We start from the raw sequence: 19,161 nt of genomic DNA on the forward strand, positions 1-19,161 counted from the left end.
GTACAGCTACAAAGCTTATCCCACTCGTATTTTTATCCATCCCAATTGAGAGAGGCAAAACAATTCAAATTTAAGAAATAATACAAATGACAACGAAGACAAAAACAACACACCAAATAAACATTAATTTAAAATTAAAAATCAAATAACGCTATAAAAAGCTAAAAACAGTCGCCACCCCATTTTATATTTCCATTTTTAAAATAAACAGAAATAAACTTAAAAATTAATATAACATTTAAGTTTACATTTTATGTAAAAAGTAATTCAAATCCCGCTCGTGTTGTATAGTTTATGTAAAGCCGCTAAGGTATTCATATGTGGTATAAAAGCTCGACTTTCACGCCACGTACACAATTTAACTATATAAAATAAGAAGGAGTTTGATATGAAAATGATACCTTTATCAATTGCAATCGCTCTGCTCGCTGGGTGTAATGCAACAGGACCGACAGATAGCCAAGACGCTACCGCAGAAAATAAAGTAGCCGCTGAGAATGGCCTTATTTGTACGAGAGAAGCAAGAACAGGAACACGGTTTGGCAAACGGACATGCCGTACCCAAGAGCAAATAGACCGTCAAGAAGAAGAAGCAAAGCGCATGTTAGATACTCGCGGGAACAGTGTTGGCCGTCAGGGAGGGGAGTAAATTACCCCAAACATTGAGAGTTATTTGCGTCGAGATTAATCAGCTCACAATATTTACTGGTAACAGAAATAAAAAAAGCAAACCCAACGGGTTTGCTTTTTTTATTATCACTAAATGACGGGCTAAGCCCGCCAAGCGTTAAGATTTAGAACGTAAACGTTGCCCCTGCAAATAGGTAACGTCCCAATGCATCATATTGACCAGGATATGTATTACCATTCGCTTCACCAGAAGGTCCATTTGGCACCAATGGTGGTGAGACATCAAACAGGTTATTAATCCCCGCACGAAGCGTGATGTTATCTGTTGCATTCCATGTCGCTGCTAAATCAAAGTATGTCATTGCTTTTAGCGTTGTAGGGCCATTAGACACAACATTGTTTTCATCTTTGGTGTACTCATCCACTTCACCATAGTAGCGTACTGTGGCTGTGATATTTGCATCCCATGGTGTGATCCATGTTGTCACTAAGTTCTGTCTTAGCTCAGGTACCGGCTTTTCACAAATACCTCTATCCCAATAACCTGCGCAGTCATCCGCAAATTCTCCAGGATAGTTTTGTGTAGCAAACTTGTCTAACCAAGTACCTTTTAATGAGAAACGAAGAGCGCCCAAATCATTGATGTCATAACGATAAGAAATATCGTAATCAATCCCTGATGTTTCAACATAACCAACGTTTCTATCCATAGATGTAATTGCAGAACCATCTATAAATAAGCTGCCATTACTTGGTAAGCGTTGGATCAGATCACACGATTCTTGGTCGTTGTTGACAGCACAATTTCTATGAACAATGGCTTCTGGGATTTTTTGGATTGCTTTTTCAACGGAGATATCGAAATAATCAATGACAATATCTAGCCCTTCAATTGCTTCCGGTGACCATAATACACCATATGAATAAGTGTCTGATACTTCAGGCTCTAGATCTTTAAAACCACCGTTGATGGCGTTGTACTGGCCTGCCGGGTTTGCACCTATTGAACCATACTGCTCTTCGGTGACACCCGTTCTAGCACATTGCTCAAACGTTAACGCTGGAGATTCACCAGAACATGGATCTACACCATTCCACAACCCTTGGCCTGGCGGGCGGAACAATTCACGGATATTACCTGCACGCACCGCGCGCTGATAACTAGCTCGAACACCTAACCCATCGGTGATACGTACATCAAAAGCCGTTTTATATGTATCTGTTGAGTGGCCTGTTGAATAATCAGAGTAACGGTACGCCAACTCTAATGTTAAGCTATCAACAAAGCTATCTTCTAGTAATGGGATATTTAATTCTGTAAAGAATTCATCTACTTCATACTCACCATTTACTGGTAAAGTTTCACCACCTTGACCTGCTCCATCACCTGTTTGGAAGTTTCTGTCAGGGTTGAATGTGAGTGTCTCTTTACGGTGTTCCAAACCAAGCACTACGCCAACACCTGTTGTTGTACCAGGTATCATAATATCGTAATCAGTCAAATCACCGGCAACATAACCACTGATCTGAGTCGATTTAGTGCCACCGCGCGAATAAAGAGGAATGATGAGATAATCTAGTTGCTCTTGGGTAACTTTGCCGGTTTCAAAAATATTCCAAGGCACACAGTTTGTATCGTACCCTTCGACCACAGAACGACAAACGATATTACCCTGGTCATCTTTAACAGCATCCAGTGCTCTGGCGATATTTGTTTTTGATAGGTCATTCTGGTAGGTTTGAACAAAAGATACTTCGCCAAAATTCGCATAGGCGTCGTAAGTCCAGCTATCATTGATTTCACCTTTTACACCAACGACATAACGTGTAGATGTATGTCGTAAATCATCTTGTCGAGGACCGCCTTCAACGTTACGCTTACCGACAAAGATACCCTCAGCAGAATCATTGATACCTAAGCCACGATCGGTACATAGTACCTTGACTTGCTGATCAGAAAATAGCGGGTTATTACATTTAATGTCTACTCCACCTGGAAAGAAAGCACCAGAAGGCGCGATTTGTGCAACCGTGCGGTTGTCCATATAACTTAATTCAGTGTAGACCGTCGCCTTGTCATTCAAGTCATAATGAGCAATCATACCCATTGTCTTGCGTTTGTCTGGACGTTGGAAGTAGTTTAATGGGCCATAGTTAAACAATGTGCCATCGCGAGGCACAAATTCATTACCAGCCACTTTGACATCAAAGTCATCAAAGTTGGTCAATCGACCATCAGGAATGGTACCTGAACCAAAACAAGCACGGTTACCATCAGCATCTAAGTCCATCGCACAAGCACTAAAATCTCTGTTATTCTGCGTAACAGCATCGATTTCACGGTAACTAGCGTAGGCAACGACGTTACCACGACCATCTGCCGAGTTGGCACCAAACATGATAGAAAACTCTTCTGAGCGACCGTCTGTTACACTTGACTCAGGGTTTTCAAAGCCACGCGCAGCAACCGCAGCCTGCATTTCATCGTGATCATTATTGTGCTGGTAAAGACCTGTCTGGTATTCAAATTGGAAGCCCTCAAAGTCATCTTTAAGAATAAAGTTAACGACCCCGCCGATTGCGTCTGAACCATATGTTGCAGATGAACCACCTGTCAGTACATCAACACGCTTAACCAAAGCTGCTGGGATTTGGTTTAAGTCCGCCCCAATACCGCCTTGTGTTGGTGAACCTGATGGCAAACGACGGCCATTAACAAGTACTAACGTACGTTCTGGTCCCAAATTACGTAAATCGACGGTCGCAGTACCTGTTGAACCATTTGATGTACCAGATGTTTGCCCTGCAAATATTGCAGGCATGTCATTTAAAATATCTTCTATACGCGTAATGCCCGCAACTTTAATATCTTCAGCTGTTACGGTTGTTACTGGACTAGCACCCTCAAGTGCAATTCTTTTGATACGGCTTCCGGTAACTTCTATGCGTTCGACTTTACCATCTGCACCGGCCTCTTCAGCAGCCGCTAATTGTGAAAAACCTGTTGTTAAAATAGAGCCCGCGATTAACGAGGTCTTTATTGACTGAGACAATTTAGAGTATCTCATTGATATTTCCTTATTAAAAAATTACGTTTTTTTTATAGTACATGTGAAATATCTTCATCCCACGTTATAGAAGTTACTAATTTACCCACGCCCAGTCAACAGCATGTAAATAGGTACATTACATATATTACAGAAAATTTTTTGTAACTTTATAAATAAGAAGAGAAATAAAATATAAATCGGATTAATGATTATTGCAGAAAATAAAAATATTAATATAAAGATGGCAAATTATAAAAAAATTAATACTTGAAATATAAAATAAATAAAAAAGTTAATATTAATAAAAAGGGCTGTGTACACAGCCCCTTTTTATTCTTTAACATCAAGCGTTTTGCTTTAAGAACTCTAACAGTGCTTTCTCAGGCATGGGTTTAGCAAGTAAAAAACCCTGAACTTCATCACAGCCAAGCTCTTTTAACAACTTAGCTTGCGCCTGTGTTTCGACGCCTTCAGCAATTGTCTTCAACCCCAAGTGACGACCTAAAGAAATTACCAACTCAGCTATTGCACCACTGTCTGTTTCTGGTATCCCTTTGACAAAGGCGCGATCTATTTTTAATCGTGCCAACGGCAATTGTTGAAGATAACTCAGTGATGAAAAGCCGGTCCCAAAATCATCTATTGCAACTTCAACACCGAAAGACTTCAGCTCTTTGAGTGTTTCAATCACCGTCGTAATTTCATCCATGACGACGCTCTCAGTCACTTCCAATTCAATCTTGCTCGGCTCAACACCATGATTGACTATCGTGTCTTTGACCAACTCGGCATAATTACTGACCTTAAATTGAGGAACAGAGACATTCACAGCAACACTGAGATCTAGTTGTCGTTCAGTAAATTGCTGTTGCAATTTACATGCTTGCTCCAATACCCATTGCCCAATATCAACAATAAGTCCGGAATCTTCGGCTAAAGGCACAAAGATCCCTGGTGAAATATAGTCACCATTGCCTGACGGCCAACGCAACAAAGCCTCACACCCAATGACTTTATTCGAAGATAAGCTAAATTGTGGTTGATACCACACTTCCAGTTTATTTAACTCAAAGTCTTGTCTGAGTTGCCGGATCAACCCTAAACGCCAAGCCATCTTTTCTTCTAAATCTGGCGTATATCGGTCAAGTACGGTATGCGCCTGCTTCGCTTGGTTCAGTGCAATATAGGCGAGCTTTAACGTCTCTAAACCAGAAGGGTGAAAATCAGCCTGATTACACACACCAATGTGAAAGTGCATAGTCAAAACATGTTCGCCAACCTGGTAAGGAACCGTGATGGCATCTACGAACCTTTGCTCATCAAAGCTATTGGACGGTAATAACAACCCAAATACATCCGCACCGATACGAGATAATAACTGACACTCTGGAAACTCAAGTCGTAGACGCTCTTTTACTGCCAGCAATAGCAAATTGCCAACCTCTTGCCCTAAGCCATTGTTGATATCTGAAAACTGAGCAATATCAAGTAATACAAATACCAGTCCATCCTGATCAGGTTGATAATATTTTGCGATAGAGTCTACGAAATTAGCTCTGTTAGGTAACCGAGTCAGCGTATCTTTATATGCAACATCCCTTAGTTCATTTATCAACTTAATATTGTCTACACCGACACTGACATTCGCTAAGAATATCTCTGCAAACTGTAATTGAGCTGCGCTTGGAGCATGGTCTATTTCAATGTAAATGGCCGCTCTTCGGCTCTTCCCTTGTAACAAGAAAGTAATGTCATGATCAGTATGCTGATGAACTTCTCGATCAAAACAGTTTTGAACTTGCATAATCACACGTCCATTATCTAACTGCTCTAAACCATCCCCAAAAAATTCCACATAGTTTTGTGTGCCACCAAAAATAATGACGCGTGAGCTGCTTGATATTCCTGCGACAATGCCATTTTCAGGCGCCCCAATAATTTTAGCTATCTGTTGTACCACTGCATGACTAAAAGATATCATGTCGGTGTGGCCAAGGATCGCCTGTGATGCTTCTAAAATATTGGTTAAAGCAACACTTTGCTGCTCTAGTTCACAAATTTGTTGATATGACCTTATTGCAGTCATCAATGAGGTGACGAGCTTTCCTCTAGTAAGCTCTGTTTTCATCTTATAATCATTGATGTCATATTCACGAATGACTTTTTCTTCTGGCGCGTAGCCAGGTTGGCCTGTACGCAAAATGATCCGCACAGCATGATTACCTATATCTTCTCTCACTTGCCGAACAACGTTGAGTCCCGCATCATCACTTTCCATGACAACATCAAGAAGAAGTACACAGACATCCGTATTATTTTTCAATGCCGTCACAGCTTCTTGACCGGAATAAGCGTGATGAAAGCGTAAGGTTTTCCCCCAAAACTCTACACCAGATAAAGCCAGTTTGGTCACCGAATGGATCTCGGGGTCGTCATCCACAACCAACACATCCCAAAAGCCAGTATCAACCTCTTGGGTCTCGTGAGACACTTCCTGATCTGCAAACAAAAAATCTTCTTGCTCAGACGCCATCATCCACCTTATGCTAAATCACATCATTATCTGCAAGAGCAGCTTTCTCTATGGTTCATCTTATAAAATATGATAGATTTTTACTATCACGATCCGCATCCATTAACACCTAAGTAATATTATAGACGATGTTCAAATACTTGCGCTTGCTTCATGCGCAAATAAAACGACAAGGAAAGCGTAGTGCAGTTATTTAAAACAGCCCTAAAATATGCAGCTTTTACTTTAGTTTTCATACTTCTGACAATAAATACTTTACCAACCACTTACCACATAACCACATCAATTCCATTCACAAGCCACTCTGCGCAAGACTCAGCGCTAATGCTTTCAACCAAACAGTGGGTGCAGGCGATAAGCGTTTTGCAGTCTAGTGATATCAATTTAATTTCATTGGAAAACAGTGAAAATATCGGAGGGTTTGTCGCTTTTGAGCACCCTCAGGGAAAAGTGGACGCAACGCTGATATTACGACGCAAAAATGAAGTACAATTTCATTTGCGCTTCAATGAAGAGCATCAAGCTAGATTGCAAATTGCATTGCAACCGGCATTAAATCAAGTCAGTATAAATGTACATGGTGAAGTACTTACCCCTATTATTGGGAGTTTAGTTGCACTGATTACCAAACATTATTTAACACAAATACTGCAAACCGCTGCAAATGAGATGAAATCTGAGCTTCGGTTACAACAGGTAGACTCTTGAAAAATGACCATTAAAAATGCGCAAGCCAGATCCAGTTTGGCATTACTCATTGAAGAAAAGCTCGGTTACGCCATGACTAAGCAGGTTAAACCTGTTGCAAATAATACTCGATATAACACCACTAATTCGCAAAACAACTTTGCTGTACAAAGTAATCATGGAACGCTCAAACGGGCATTGAAACGGGGTCAATTACAGCGTATTCAGCGTCAGCAAAATATTGAAAGTATTATGGGCATGTCTTTGACTCTATGCCCTGATGTCACAAGCCGAGGAAGACCAGATCCAGATTGGCTTGAGCACTTTATTTCACTTGCTGAGGACATAGCAAATCACACTATGCAAAAACTGTGGGCGAAAATACTCATCGGGGAATCGATTGCCCCAGGTACATTTTCAATAAAAAGCTTGCAAACGCTTAAATTAATGACTCAAAAGGAGGCCGAGGCCCTACAAAAATGTGCCTCACTTTGCGGTTACTTAGAAAAAGAAGACAGTTATCTGATCATGCTCGGGTATTACAAAAAACCCTCAATTTTAGACTTATTACGCAAAGGTAGTACCGAAACCCTCAACCTGTCTCAAGCGGGTCTCAGTTTTCCACAAATCCTGACATTAATGGATATCAATTTAATGTATCGACAAGAAATTGAGTCTGCGAGTTTACAAAAGGGACAATCTTTAACGTTGGTCTACCAGAATAAGAGACTCAGCTTCGAAGCAAAAAGTAACGACTTAGTTTTGAGCTATTACAAACTAACTCAAACTGGGGATGAACTCAAAAAGTTGATCAACACGCCAGTCAACAAAGCGTATAAACAACTGTTGGGAAAAACGTTAGAAGAAGAGTTTAATCTGATATGGGAATAAAAGTCATTGCGCGATCTCATATGCTTGCACAGTGATGAGATCGACAACTGTTTTTTAATTCCACATACAGATTTAGAAGTGTACTTGTAAGCCGGCAAATGGACCTGATGCATCGATATCAGAGTCAAAGTCATCAATATCATCTAGTTCTAACACGAGTGAACGGTAACCAGCTCTAATTGCCACATCCACAGCTAAGTTATCAATAAATTCCCACGCAATACCAACTTGATAGTCTTGGATCTTACTGTCATCAATTGCCAATAAACTGCCCTCTGCAAATACGCTCAACCCCGTTAATGGCAGACCCACTTCCGCACGCAAGTAACCAAGAGGAACGAATCCTGAGAAGTCAACTGTTTCAGTTACTTGAGTACCATTCACTTCACCCGTGACCGTGACATCTGCATCAAATTGTTTTGCGTTGATACCAAAGTCAAACGACACTAAGTCATTGTCAAATAGTTCATAATACAGGATATAATCGATATGGCTTAAATCAGCAACTGTATTTGCTGTTGTGCCAACAGTGAAGTTACTGCCACCGAATTCAAAAGTATCTGTCAGGGTCGTATTACCCGTCAACTCTAATTCAGTGTACTTTAACTTTACATTGGGTACTAATGGTACAGGATGCTCCAACGACGCATAAAAGCTGGTGTATGTTTCATCTTCAAAGTTAAACTCTTGCAGATTCCCCTTTTCAGCAAAGCTACCCTCTGGTTCACTTTGCCAGCCTTCGGCCCCCAAATACAAACCTAATAAAGTATCAGCATGTGCTGCAGGTGTAAGGCAAGCCAGAGACAACGCTGCCGCTAAACAATACTTTTTCATTTTTTTATCCTTGCGCTAAAAGTTCACTGAGTTCTATAAGAGCTGCATTCGCTCTTGAAATATAATTAGCCATCACTAACGAGTGATTAGCAACAAATCCAAAACCACTACCATTCAAAATAATCGGACTCCAAACAGTTTCTTGAGTCGCTTCGAGCTCCCGAATAATTTGCTGTAAGCTAATTTTAGCATTCTTCTTTTCTAATACATCAGAAAAGTCATGCTCAATCGCTTTTAAAAAGTGTATCAACGCCCACGTAGCACCGCGTGACTCGTAAAAAACATCATCGATTTGCCACCATGAAGTTTTAACGATTGTTTTCTCCATTCCGGAGGTTGCTTGCAAGGCGGCACTATCCCCAGCGAGATCGGTGTTAATGCGTTCCTGACCTACACTCGCACTCAAGCGTTGACTCAAACTGCCAAGACGCTTTTCAGCCTCTTTCAGCCAACCTCTCAGATTATCTGCTCGCGCATAAAATTGACTGCCCACTTCAGCTTGGTTAGCAATTTGAGTTTGATATTCACGTAAGTAATTTATCCCGACTTGGTACTCACCTTCCGCACTGGGTAAAATCCACGCAGTGGAGCTGATATTAAACTTGGGCTGCGCTTTTTTTAAACTTGGATGCTCAGTTGACTGAGACTGCGAGCGACTAAAGTCTTTGCGCATCGACAGCGCCAAATCACGCGACATTTCTAGAACACCAAATTCCCAAGCTGGCATGTTGTCCATCATCACGCTCGGTGGCAACACATCATTTGACAAATATCCGCCGGGTTTATCTAGCAACGTCTGCATCACCTCAATCAATGTATTTGTTGTTACATAGCCGGTCACAAGCTGTGTATTATGCGCTTGCGCTTGCGTTTTAGCTTTTTCCACAACATCAAACTGTTTAGGTTCAAAACTCCAATACACCGCAAGAATATAGCCAATTAACAACAAACCTGCGAGTGCAGAAAATACCTTGCCCTTATGTTCGTTCATCCTAGCTCCTAATGATGATGATGGTGTGACTCTGATGAAAATGCATCTTTTAGAGAAACTACTTTAATGTCATTTTCAACTTTCTCACCATTTGAGAAATATAGTGTGAGTTTGCGTGTTTCGCCTACTTTTAACTTTACTTTTGGTTCGAAGGCCATCAGATGGTAACCACCTGGTTTAAATTCAATCATGCCTTGTGCTGGCACAACCAAGGTCTTCACTGGCTGCATTTTCATCATACCATTACTGTGTATATGCTCATGAATCTCAACACGCTCGAGTCCTTCAATCTTCGCTTTTACAACAGTCACTGACTCTTTACTGCCATTGCTTATCGTCATATAACCAGCCGTGGATTTTGCAGCGGGTAAAAATGCACGAATTTTTGCGTTTGAAACCTGAAGACTTGCTGAATTATGCTGTCCATGTTGATGCGCACCATGTTGGTGATCATCATGTTGATGATTATGTGCAATGCCATAACCAGAAAAAGAGAGAAGCGAGATAAGTGCAACAGTTCTAAGCATGATAGGATTCCTATAATTCTGACAAAACCAGTATTGGATATGCTAAGTATACCGTTGTTATACACTGAATTCACAGCAAAATACTTATTTCATAACCCGCTTCTTCACTCCTAGCATAACGACCATTCATCACTGATTAGCCACGCGAATAAAATCAGTAAGCACAGTGGCAATGCAATCACCACAGATCCAAATAACAGTGCTAACACTAGCCCAATGAGCACCACTAAACCAACACCCAGTATCCCTATACTGAGCAACGCAACGACCGCCAAACACACGAGGATCAGAGCTAGAAAGCCACCCAACTCCAAACCGACCCAACTCATTTCATAAACAAATTCAGGCATACTTAATAATGCAACTGGCGCTGAAAGCCATGACATAGCAGACAAGGCTAACAATAAAAATACAATCGCAACTGCCGCTTTCATATATGCTCCTATTTACTTGGCGAGAAACACAACCATCCAATTATGTAACCGACGATACATGGCCACGTAAACTTCAAAGCAAGTAAAACGAGTAACACCCTCACTAGCCACACAGGTAAGTCGAATCGCTTGGCAACTTGAATACAAACACCCGCCAATTTTTTCTTGGGTGCGTGTTGATATTGAGATTTGTAATATTGTGAATCCATATTACCCCCTAATTCGCGGTTGTCGTGCGTGATGAAGTAGAAGCCAGTTTTTCCTTTAATGACTTTAACGTAGCTTCTACTTTTTCATGTTTAAGCATTTCATTAAACGCACGCTTTGTGTGATTTGTTTGTGTTTCCGTTGTCTCATAGCTATCAACATTCGACTCGGCTTTTAACAGCTTTCTCTCCAACAATTCAAGTTGCGTAGCAACGCCTTGGATCGTCGGATTGTTCAATAGCGCTTTGATTTTAAGCCGTGCCAAAACGGCTTGCTCTTTCACCGGCTGTGATGAATATGGCTGGGTATTTAGGTGAATTTTCTCTTTAAGGTTCGAAATGTCACTGTCCAATTTCTCTATCGCCGCAGACAGCTCACTCAACTGATGCTGTAAATGGTCAATAGAGTGCTCACACTTGTGCTTTTCTACGATTGCGGCTTTGGCCAGATCTTCTCTGTCCTTTTCCAGTGCATACTGTGCCTTGCTGTACCAATCTTGTGCTTGGTTAGTATGGTGTTTAACCTGTCTCTCTAGTGTTTTCTTTTCACAGATAAGCTTTGCTGACAACGCTCTGCACGAATCCAAAGCGTCTTGTAACGCTCGATAAGAGCATTGACGGGATTTGTTAGGGCACTCAGATTTATCTAAAAGTGCGTTGAATTCCGATTTGATGAAATCTTCAATACGATTAATTAAAGCCATAACATGTTCCTTTAAGACATATAATGACTTTAATATTCCAATCATTGTGCCAAATCAACAATCACAATAATTTCAATAGCTTAGTTAAATACACTAAGCTTAATGTGGATTAGATATACAAAAATTTAGTAAAATTGGCCAATAAATAGCTTAATGGCCAATTGCAGTTTTAATTGTTCTCCGGCACAAATGTCAGTGCTTTTTCCATCACGTTGATGTCTGCATCTTTTTTATGCCCATTTTCAGAAAGATGGCGTCTAAAGCCCCTTGCACCTGGTTGGTTTTGAAATATCCCAAGCATATGTCTCGCAATGTGCCAAAAATTTGCGCCTCGGCTCATTTCCTGCTCAAAATAGTCATACATACTGCGTACAACTTCATGACGAGATTGGGTAAACGGTTTATCACCATATAGCTTCTCATCGACTTGAGATAATAAAAACGGGTTGCTATATGCTTCTCGGCCAACCATAACTCCATCAATATGTGCTAAGTGATGTTGACATTCCTCAAGCGTTTTAACGCCACCATTGATACTGATATGGAGGTGTGGGTAATCCTGTTTTAGTTTGTAAACACGCGGATAATCAAGTGGAGGGATCTCACGGTTTTCTTTGGGACTTAAACCTTGCAACCACGCTTTACGAGCATGAATGATAAAGTCGTCGCACCCGATGTCATGCGACGCTTCAATTAAATCAGTCAAAAACTCGTATGAGTCTTGCTCATCAATACCAATGCGTGTTTTTACTGTAACGGGCACTGACACTTCAGCCTTCATCGCCGCAACACAATCTGCGACCAACTTTGGCTCAGCCATTAGGCAAGCACCAAAACGACCATTTTGAACACGATCTGATGGACAGCCAACATTTAAATTAATTTCGTTATACCCATATTCTTGTGCACGTTTAGCACATTCCGCTAACGCTTTGGGATCTGAACCACCTAATTGTAATGCAACCGGCATTTCATGGTTTCCAAAAGCGAGATAATCACCCTTTCCAAAGATGATAGCACCGGTGGTAATCATTTCAGTGTATAAAACAGCATGTTTACTTAGCTTGCGATGAAAAGTGCGACAATGCTTATCCGTCCAATCCAGCATCGGTGCAACGGAGAAGCGACGAAACGCCGAATTACTTGTATTTAGTGGGCTAACGCCTGATTTATCTGAGTTATGCATACAACCTCAATCCGCCCCAACCCCCTTGAATTTGACTGAATTAGACACTACAGTCACCCTATAGTCACCCTCAACTGGGTGGGACAAATCAACATCTTAGGGATTAGAAATGGCATCGTTTAGAATTGAAAAACGAAAATTAAAATCTGGCGAAGCACGCTATAAATGCATAGTTCGCGAGAAATCCAAGGGCGTAATTATACACAACGAAAGTAAAACTTTCAGTAAAAAAGCCAATGCTTTCTTACTGAATAAGTGTAACTGACAGCCAAGATAAGGGGAACTTAAGCATCTTCCTTTAGGCATCCACCAAAAGATGCCGATAGCAAAGCAACACAGTGCAGAGATGAACTCGCTGCTTAACCTTTTTGCATTTTACCTGAGTATGCAGAAGCCTCTTCTATCACTTAACAAGTTCTTTATAGCTGTCGAACTTCGTTTTTATCATCAATTTAATTGAGTAAATAGCGATTACCATAAATGCCATAATATTAATGACCATGACAGAAAATTGGTATAGCGGTGATAATCCATTAAAGTCAAAGTAACCTCTCGCCACTAACTGCATCATATGTAAGGACACCGAAAACATGGCAAGATAACCAATACTTTTTGCCACTCTAGAGAATAAGCATCCCCTGATAGAGTGAAGAATATAAAGAGTCGCCATAAATGACGCCATGATCACTAGCTTAGAAAAGTAAAAAACACGTCTGAGTGCAAACTTTTCCATCGGAAGTGACATAATGTATGCACTGGTTTCCACACCTATAAAATAGAAGAGGAGAGTACATAAGGCGGTTAAAAAACAAGAATGAAGCTCATGGTCATCGATCGTTTTTAAACTATCTTTTCCACCGAAAAATAAACTAAATCTGTGCTTCCAAAATTTAAGTATTAAAAAGCAAATGATAAGTAGCTCAAAAAACCTAATTAACCATCCCAAATTATAGAAAAATTCATTCATGTCTTACCTTCCACGACTCCTTTCAACTCTGGACGATATGCTGACTAGGAAACCTTATTATAGTCTGAAACTTTGACTCTCATTGCTTGAGGCGGCTCAGGTGAATCTGAACTTGCGCTTCCGCCTTTTATATTTGTTAATTGCTGAGTTGACAGTTGTTTCAGCTTTACTTTTTTTATCTTCATTACGTAAGTTCCTTATAATAAAATTATTAATATAAAATAACCACATTTTTTTACACAAATGCAAAAAACACCCATAGAACCTTAACATCATGGGGAAAGGTACTGGATGAGGTATTGTACAATTCGAACCTGCAAATTTTAACAGTCGCAGGTCCAACAAAGCGATATACAGAATAGTGCAATAGCAGAGTTTAATTGTCTAATTTACGAACGATATCCCTGCGGATTATTTTTTTGCCAGTTCCAAGAATCAATCATCATTTGATCAATACCTCTTTCTGCTTTCCAACCTAATTCTCTATAGGCTTTTTCTGGTTCCGCATAACAAGCTGCAATATCACCTTCTCTTCGAGGTTTAATTTCATAGCAAATTGATTTAGAGGCGGCTTTTTCAAATGCCTTGACCATGTCGAGCACGGAGTAGCCATTACCAGTGCCCAGATTGTAGATATGGACGCCATTGTCTGCTGTCAGTTTCGACATAGCTTTTAGGTGCCCCAGCGCTAAATCAACCACATGAATATAGTCTCTGACACCTGTACCATCTGGCGTATCATAATCATCACCAAAGATACCCAAGCAGGCTAATTTGCCCACCGCCACTTGAGTGATATAAGGTAATAAATTATTTGGGATCCCGTTAGGGTCTTCACCAATCAACCCTGAACAATGCGCGCCAACCGGATTAAAATAACGCAGAATTGCAATGGACCAACGAGGATCTGATTCCGCAAGATCTTTCAAAATCAGCTCAACCATCAATTTTGACGTACCGTACGGGTTGGTAGTACCACCGGTAGGAAAATCTTCTCTAATCGGTAAACTGGCTGGATCACCGTACACAGTCGCAGACGAACTAAATACGATCTGGAATACATTCGCCGCACGCATGGCGTTTAATAATGTTAGCGTACCTTGTACATTGTTTTGATAATACTCGATAGGCTTAACAACAGACTCACCAACAGCTTTCAGTCCAGCAAAATGAATGACCTGTTCGATTTCATGCGCAGCAAAGACTGTATCAAGAAACTTTCTATCTAAGATATCCCCTTGATAAAACGTCACCTCACACCCAGTGATCTCAGAAACTCTTTTTAATGCGATCTCTGAAGAATTAACTAAGTTATCGATTACAATAACTTCATCACCTTGAGCCAAAAGCTCTAAAACAGTGTGTGAGCCAATATAACCTGCACCACCAGTTACTAAAACAACCATGTTTACCTTACTAAATTTAATGAATTTACTTACGCAATTTGTGCACTTATGAAATTACATGTGTACGTGAGGGTTCACTGACTACATACAAAAGCAAGCACACCTTCATTATAACTTAGTCGTGTGATATTTGCCGTACAATAATCTTGTAGATTCCGCCACAAATTAACACGCTTGGGCTCATCTAAAGTTCTGGTAAAAATCCGATTACCAATGGCATAGGCGATTGTGTCTGAGTCTAGCCAAGTATAATCACGGACTTGGGACGGCAAAGCAAAATGATTACTCACTGACTGCAATTGGCTGGAATAAGTCGCAAACCAGTGGGTGTTATTTTCAGTGTAAGTAAAACTGTAAATATCTTTTTGAGCATTATAAGCGAGACTGCGGCCAATCTCACTAGCAACAAGCTTGGGCAAATGTCCATTTAAATCTGTAAACTGTAATGTGTGAGGGGTACCAAGAATAAACATCATTACGTCGAGATTTTTGCCCCATACATGATAACCAACAGGTTCTATATGCTCAAAAATACGTGATGGCGGTACGGTGCCATCGCTGGGGTAAAACCAAAGTTTTTGCGCGCCAGAAGGCTCCACGACAATTGCAGATATTCCCTCTCCATGAGGATACAATGTCGGTGAATACTCCGAAACTGGTGTATTGGTCAAATTGACATGCATTTTGTCTGAAAAAGTATACAAAAATAAATCTGTTTGCGTCCCTTGTTCCCCTTTTACTTCTTTTGTGTAATAGACCCCATTAGTTGTCACCAAAGGTTGGTTATGATACGAGTCTGAAGCTGTTAAGGGCTTAACAATAAAGCTATTTTCAGACTCTGAAGCGAGCCAGATTTGACTTTTTGGCATAGCAGCCTGCACCGTAAAAATCGTAAATAAACAACTTATGCTCAGCGCCTTGAGGGTTTTTATTATCATCATGCATCCTTTTTTATTTTTGATCTTACTAGGAGGAGACGTAAAAACCAATAATTTGTCATACCTAAGTGTACAAAGGTGAAATAGGCAATTTAAGCGCTTGCGAATTTCTCCTCTTCCAGTAACATCGATGACCACTAGGTCAGAAAAACTCATCATTTTCTCGCCTAGACATGCATATTAGAAATGAATAATTTCAACACAAGAATTGCTATGTAATAATTTTTTATTTCCAGATAACTTTCATTGAGGTTTCGATGTCACAACAACACCCAATCATCGCGATTACTGGTAGTTCAGGTGCCGGCACAACCACAACAACCAATGCCATTAAGCATATTTTTCGAAGCCTTGATGCTAAAGCTGCATTTGTAGAAGGTGACAGCTTTCACAGGTATACACGCCCTGAAATGGACAAGTTAAAACGGGAAGCTCTTCAAGAGGGTAAGCATTTAAGCTACTTTGGCCAGCAGGCAAACGACTTTGAAGCGTTAGAAGAACTGTTTGCAAGTTATGGTAAAAGCGGGAACGGAAAAATACGTAAGTACTTACATACATTTGACGATGCCGTGCCTTATAATCAACTACCCGGTACGTTTACGCCTTATCAAGATCTAGAACAAAATACAGATATGCTGTTCTATGAAGGGTTACATGGTGGCGTCGTATCAGAACAACACAATGTGGCCAAACACGTTGATCTACTTATTGGCATGGTGCCAATCATAAACTTAGAATGGATCCAGAAACTTATTCGCGACACCCATGAACGTGGCCATTCTAGAGAAGCCGTAATGACGTCTATTGTTCGCAGTATGGATGATTATATCAACCATATCACACCCCAGTTTTCTCGTACCCACATCAATTTCCAACGCGTTCCCACCGTAGATACTTCCAACCCCTTTAGTGCGAAAGATATTCCCTCATTAGATGAGAGTTTTGTTGTGATTCGCTTTCGCGGAATTGAAGATGTCGACTTCCCTTACTACTTACAAATGATCGAAGGTAGTTTTATGTCTAGGGTAAATACCTTAGTAGTGCCAGGGGGGAAAATGGGGCTGGCAATGGAGTTGGTATTAACGCCGCTGATTAAAGACTTGCTCATTAAAAAACGCGCCTACGAAAATTTAGCACCAACTGATCTGCCAATTTAATTTGCATCACCCTTACAGAGGTCAGTACACTAGCCACAAACAGCAGCAATAAGAAAATACTATGATCAAGGTGCTTGTAGGGTCAAAAAACCCCGTAAAAATAAACGCCGCTAAAACAATATTCCAACGCTACTTTCCCGACACCAAGATTTTGTGTGAAGGTCTGCATGCACCAAGTGGAGTCGCCGATCAACCTTTAGGCGAGGCAGACACACTTGCTGGCGCAGAAAATAGAGTGGCCTACTTAAAAGCCAACCATCATGCAGATTTTTACTGTGCGATGGAAGGTGGTGCAGCTCAATTTAAGTATGGCGCAGCCACGTTTGCGTTTGTTGTAATTGCTAACCACCAGCAATCTATTGTTGGGCGCAGTTGTAATTTACCGCTGCCCAATCACATATATACCGCCCTTGAGCAAGGCGAAGAGTTAGGCCACGTCATGGACCGAGTGTTTAATACCTCGAATATCAAACAACAAGGTGGCGCAATCGGCTTGCTGACCAATAATTTGGCGACGCGAGAAAGCGCTTATACACAAGCGCTTACACTCGCGATGGCGCCCTTTATACACCAAGAGCTCTATAACTCATGAAATATACCCATATTCTTTTCGATGCGGATGAAACACTCTTTCACTTTGATGCCTATTTAGGTCTTAAAACGCTGTTTGCACAGTATGATATTGACTTTAGCCGCGAAGATTTTGCTGACTATCAACAGGTAAATGCACCTCTTTGGGTACAGTATCAAGAAGGGGAAATTGACGCACATACATTACAAGTGACGCGCTTTACACAGTGGGCTAACAAGCTCGCGGTATCACCAGAAACATTGAATACCGGCTTTTTAAACTCAATGGCACAGATCTGCTCTCCATTACCTGGCGCAGAAGCACTTTTAACGGCATTAAGCCCCAGCGCCTCTTTAAGCATTATTACCAATGGTTTCAGCGCATTACAAAAAAAACGCCTAAACAAAACCGGCTTTAGCCATTTCTTTGATCAGGTTGTTATTTCTGAACAAGTCGGTGTCGCAAAGCCTGATCCTCAAGTTTTTGAGCACACGTTTGAGTTGCTGGGAAATCCCGATAAAAGCCATGTATTAATGGTGGGGGATACGCCGAAGAGCGACATTCTTGGCGCCAATCGATTTGGTATAGATAGCTGTTGGCTGCAACATGAAGGAAAAGTCTGTCCTACAGATATCAACCCAACTTATCAGGTCAACTCACTTAGCGCACTACAGACTCTACTGTTTTCCTAGAGCCTGTAGTGATTTAAAGTTATAGCTGACGTTGACGCAGCACTTCAAATAAACACACGCCAGTTGCCACGGAAACATTTAGGCTTGACACAGTACCAACCATTGGAATTTTCACGAGCAAATCACAGTGCTCTCTCGTCAATCTACGCATACCGTCGCCTTCAGCGCCCATTACGATTGCAATTGGCCCTTTCAAATCAGAGGTAAATATTTCGCTGTCTGTTTCGCCAGCAGTCCCCACGACCCATACGCCCGCATCTTTTATTTCACGCAATGTTCTTGCAAGATTCGTCACTTGGATCAGAGGTACCGTTTCAGCAGCACCACAGGCCACTTTGCGGGCAGTTCCATTGAGCTTAGCTGACTTATCTTTCGGTACTATCACCGCATGGACACCTGCTGCATCCGCACTCCGTAAGCATGCCCCCAAATTATGCGGATCCGTAACACCGTCAAGTACTAGGAAAAATGGCGCTTCGTTGGCATCAATAATGGCTTTTAGATCATTTTCATTCAACGTTTTTGGAGCTTTCACATTGGCAATAATACCCTGATGTTGTTCACCCTTGGCTTTGTTGTCCAGCGCTTTTCTTTGCATAAATTGCACTGAAATACCAAACCTGCGAGCTTCATTGACAACCGCACTTAAACGTTTGTCGTCTCGCCCTTTTAACGCGTAGATTTCCAAAAATCGCTCTGGCTCTTTCGCCAAAATGGCTTCAATAGAGTGAAAGCCAAAAATTAATTCATTACTCAA

19 protein-coding genes are annotated in these 19,161 nt (G+C 41.0%); 6 read left to right on the forward strand and 13 right to left on the reverse strand.

What is annotated here, in order from left to right:
* The first annotated feature begins 388 nt into the window (after positions 1-388).
* Positions 389-649 (forward strand): hypothetical protein, encoded by a 261-nt coding sequence (locus L1286_RS08690; RefSeq protein ID WP_235406498.1) that lies wholly within the window; start codon positions 389-391, stop codon positions 647-649.
* 145 nt (positions 650-794) lie between these two features.
* Here L1286_RS08690 and L1286_RS08695 read toward each other — a convergent pair whose 3' ends face one another.
* Together L1286_RS08695 and L1286_RS08700 are read right to left on the reverse strand one after the other, a co-directional pair.
* The gene (locus L1286_RS08695) at positions 795-3,698 is read right to left on the reverse strand and encodes a TonB-dependent receptor domain-containing protein (protein WP_235406499.1); all 2,904 of its coding nucleotides are present in this window, start codon (positions 3,696-3,698) and stop codon (positions 795-797) included.
* A gap of 325 nt (positions 3,699-4,023) precedes the next feature.
* A complete protein-coding gene (locus L1286_RS08700; RefSeq protein WP_235406546.1) occupies positions 4,024-6,213 on the reverse strand; it encodes an EAL domain-containing response regulator in 2,190 nt (729 codons plus the stop codon).
* A gap of 183 nt (positions 6,214-6,396) precedes the next feature.
* On the opposite strand from L1286_RS08700, the gene L1286_RS08705 reads away from it, so the two are divergent.
* Positions 6,397-6,921 carry a hypothetical protein gene (locus L1286_RS08705; RefSeq protein ID WP_235406500.1) on the forward strand — a complete coding sequence of 175 codons (525 nt, stop codon included), beginning with the start codon at positions 6,397-6,399 and terminating at the stop codon, positions 6,919-6,921.
* Between the two features lie 3 nt (positions 6,922-6,924).
* The gene (locus L1286_RS08710; protein WP_235406501.1) at positions 6,925-7,791 is read left to right on the forward strand and encodes a TIGR03899 family protein; all 867 of its coding nucleotides are present in this window, start codon (positions 6,925-6,927) and stop codon (positions 7,789-7,791) included.
* A 72-nt stretch (positions 7,792-7,863) separates the two neighbouring features.
* On the opposite strand, the gene L1286_RS08715 is transcribed toward L1286_RS08710, so the two are convergent.
* The 10 genes from L1286_RS08715 to L1286_RS08760 all read right to left on the reverse strand — a co-directional run bounded on the left by L1286_RS08715 (position 7,864) and on the right by L1286_RS08760 (position 15,987).
* A complete protein-coding gene (locus tag L1286_RS08715) occupies positions 7,864-8,625 on the reverse strand; it encodes a TIGR04219 family outer membrane beta-barrel protein (RefSeq protein ID WP_235406502.1) in 762 nt (253 codons plus the stop codon).
* A 4-nt stretch (positions 8,626-8,629) separates the two neighbouring features.
* Positions 8,630-9,616 carry a DUF2333 family protein gene (locus L1286_RS08720; protein WP_235406503.1) on the reverse strand — a complete coding sequence of 329 codons (987 nt, stop codon included), beginning with the start codon at positions 9,614-9,616 and terminating at the stop codon, positions 8,630-8,632.
* A gap of 8 nt (positions 9,617-9,624) precedes the next feature.
* Entirely contained in the window at positions 9,625-10,143 is a 519-nt protein-coding gene (locus L1286_RS08725) for a copper chaperone PCu(A)C (protein WP_235406504.1), read from the reverse strand.
* Between the two features lie 110 nt (positions 10,144-10,253).
* Positions 10,254-10,577 carry a hypothetical protein gene (locus L1286_RS08730; RefSeq protein WP_235406505.1) on the reverse strand — a complete coding sequence of 108 codons (324 nt, stop codon included), beginning with the start codon at positions 10,575-10,577 and terminating at the stop codon, positions 10,254-10,256.
* Positions 10,578-10,585: 8 nt separating this feature from the next.
* Positions 10,586-10,786 carry a PspC domain-containing protein gene (locus L1286_RS08735; protein ID WP_235406506.1) on the reverse strand — a complete coding sequence of 67 codons (201 nt, stop codon included), beginning with the start codon at positions 10,784-10,786 and terminating at the stop codon, positions 10,586-10,588.
* 8 nt (positions 10,787-10,794) lie between these two features.
* The gene (locus L1286_RS08740) at positions 10,795-11,487 is read right to left on the reverse strand and encodes a PspA/IM30 family protein (RefSeq protein ID WP_235406507.1); all 693 of its coding nucleotides are present in this window, start codon (positions 11,485-11,487) and stop codon (positions 10,795-10,797) included.
* A 169-nt stretch (positions 11,488-11,656) separates the two neighbouring features.
* Positions 11,657-12,673: a tRNA dihydrouridine(20/20a) synthase DusA gene (gene dusA, locus L1286_RS08745; RefSeq protein ID WP_235406508.1), complete on the reverse strand. Its 1,017-nt coding sequence runs from the start codon at positions 12,671-12,673 to the stop codon at positions 11,657-11,659.
* A 403-nt stretch (positions 12,674-13,076) separates the two neighbouring features.
* Entirely contained in the window at positions 13,077-13,418 is a 342-nt protein-coding gene (locus tag L1286_RS08750; protein WP_235406509.1) for a hypothetical protein, read from the reverse strand.
* A 611-nt stretch (positions 13,419-14,029) separates the two neighbouring features.
* Positions 14,030-15,046 carry a UDP-glucose 4-epimerase GalE gene (gene galE, locus L1286_RS08755; protein ID WP_235406510.1) on the reverse strand — a complete coding sequence of 339 codons (1,017 nt, stop codon included), beginning with the start codon at positions 15,044-15,046 and terminating at the stop codon, positions 14,030-14,032.
* A gap of 74 nt (positions 15,047-15,120) precedes the next feature.
* A complete protein-coding gene (locus L1286_RS08760; protein ID WP_235406511.1) occupies positions 15,121-15,987 on the reverse strand; it encodes a hypothetical protein in 867 nt (288 codons plus the stop codon).
* A 254-nt stretch (positions 15,988-16,241) separates the two neighbouring features.
* Between L1286_RS08760 and L1286_RS08765 the strand changes: the two genes are divergently transcribed.
* From L1286_RS08765 to yjjG, 3 genes are all read left to right on the forward strand, one after another.
* On the forward strand, positions 16,242-17,141 hold the full coding sequence (locus L1286_RS08765; RefSeq protein WP_235406512.1) for a phosphoribulokinase: 900 nt from the start codon (positions 16,242-16,244) through the stop codon (positions 17,139-17,141).
* Between the two features lie 61 nt (positions 17,142-17,202).
* Positions 17,203-17,733 (forward strand): inosine/xanthosine triphosphatase, encoded by a 531-nt coding sequence (gene yjjX / locus L1286_RS08770; RefSeq protein WP_235406513.1) that lies wholly within the window; start codon positions 17,203-17,205, stop codon positions 17,731-17,733.
* Positions 17,730-18,404 (forward strand): pyrimidine 5'-nucleotidase, encoded by a 675-nt coding sequence (gene yjjG, locus L1286_RS08775; RefSeq protein ID WP_235406514.1) that lies wholly within the window; start codon positions 17,730-17,732, stop codon positions 18,402-18,404. Before yjjX ends, yjjG begins: the two co-directional genes overlap by 4 nt.
* Before the next feature lie 19 nt (positions 18,405-18,423).
* Here the strand turns inward: yjjG and rlmB are convergent, their stop codons facing one another.
* Positions 18,424-19,161: a 23S rRNA (guanosine(2251)-2'-O)-methyltransferase RlmB gene (rlmB, locus tag L1286_RS08780; protein ID WP_235406515.1), complete on the reverse strand. Its 738-nt coding sequence runs from the start codon at positions 19,159-19,161 to the stop codon at positions 18,424-18,426.

The organism is Pseudoalteromonas sp. SMS1, from assembly GCF_021530565.1.
Classification (GTDB): domain Bacteria; phylum Pseudomonadota; class Gammaproteobacteria; order Enterobacterales; family Alteromonadaceae; genus Pseudoalteromonas.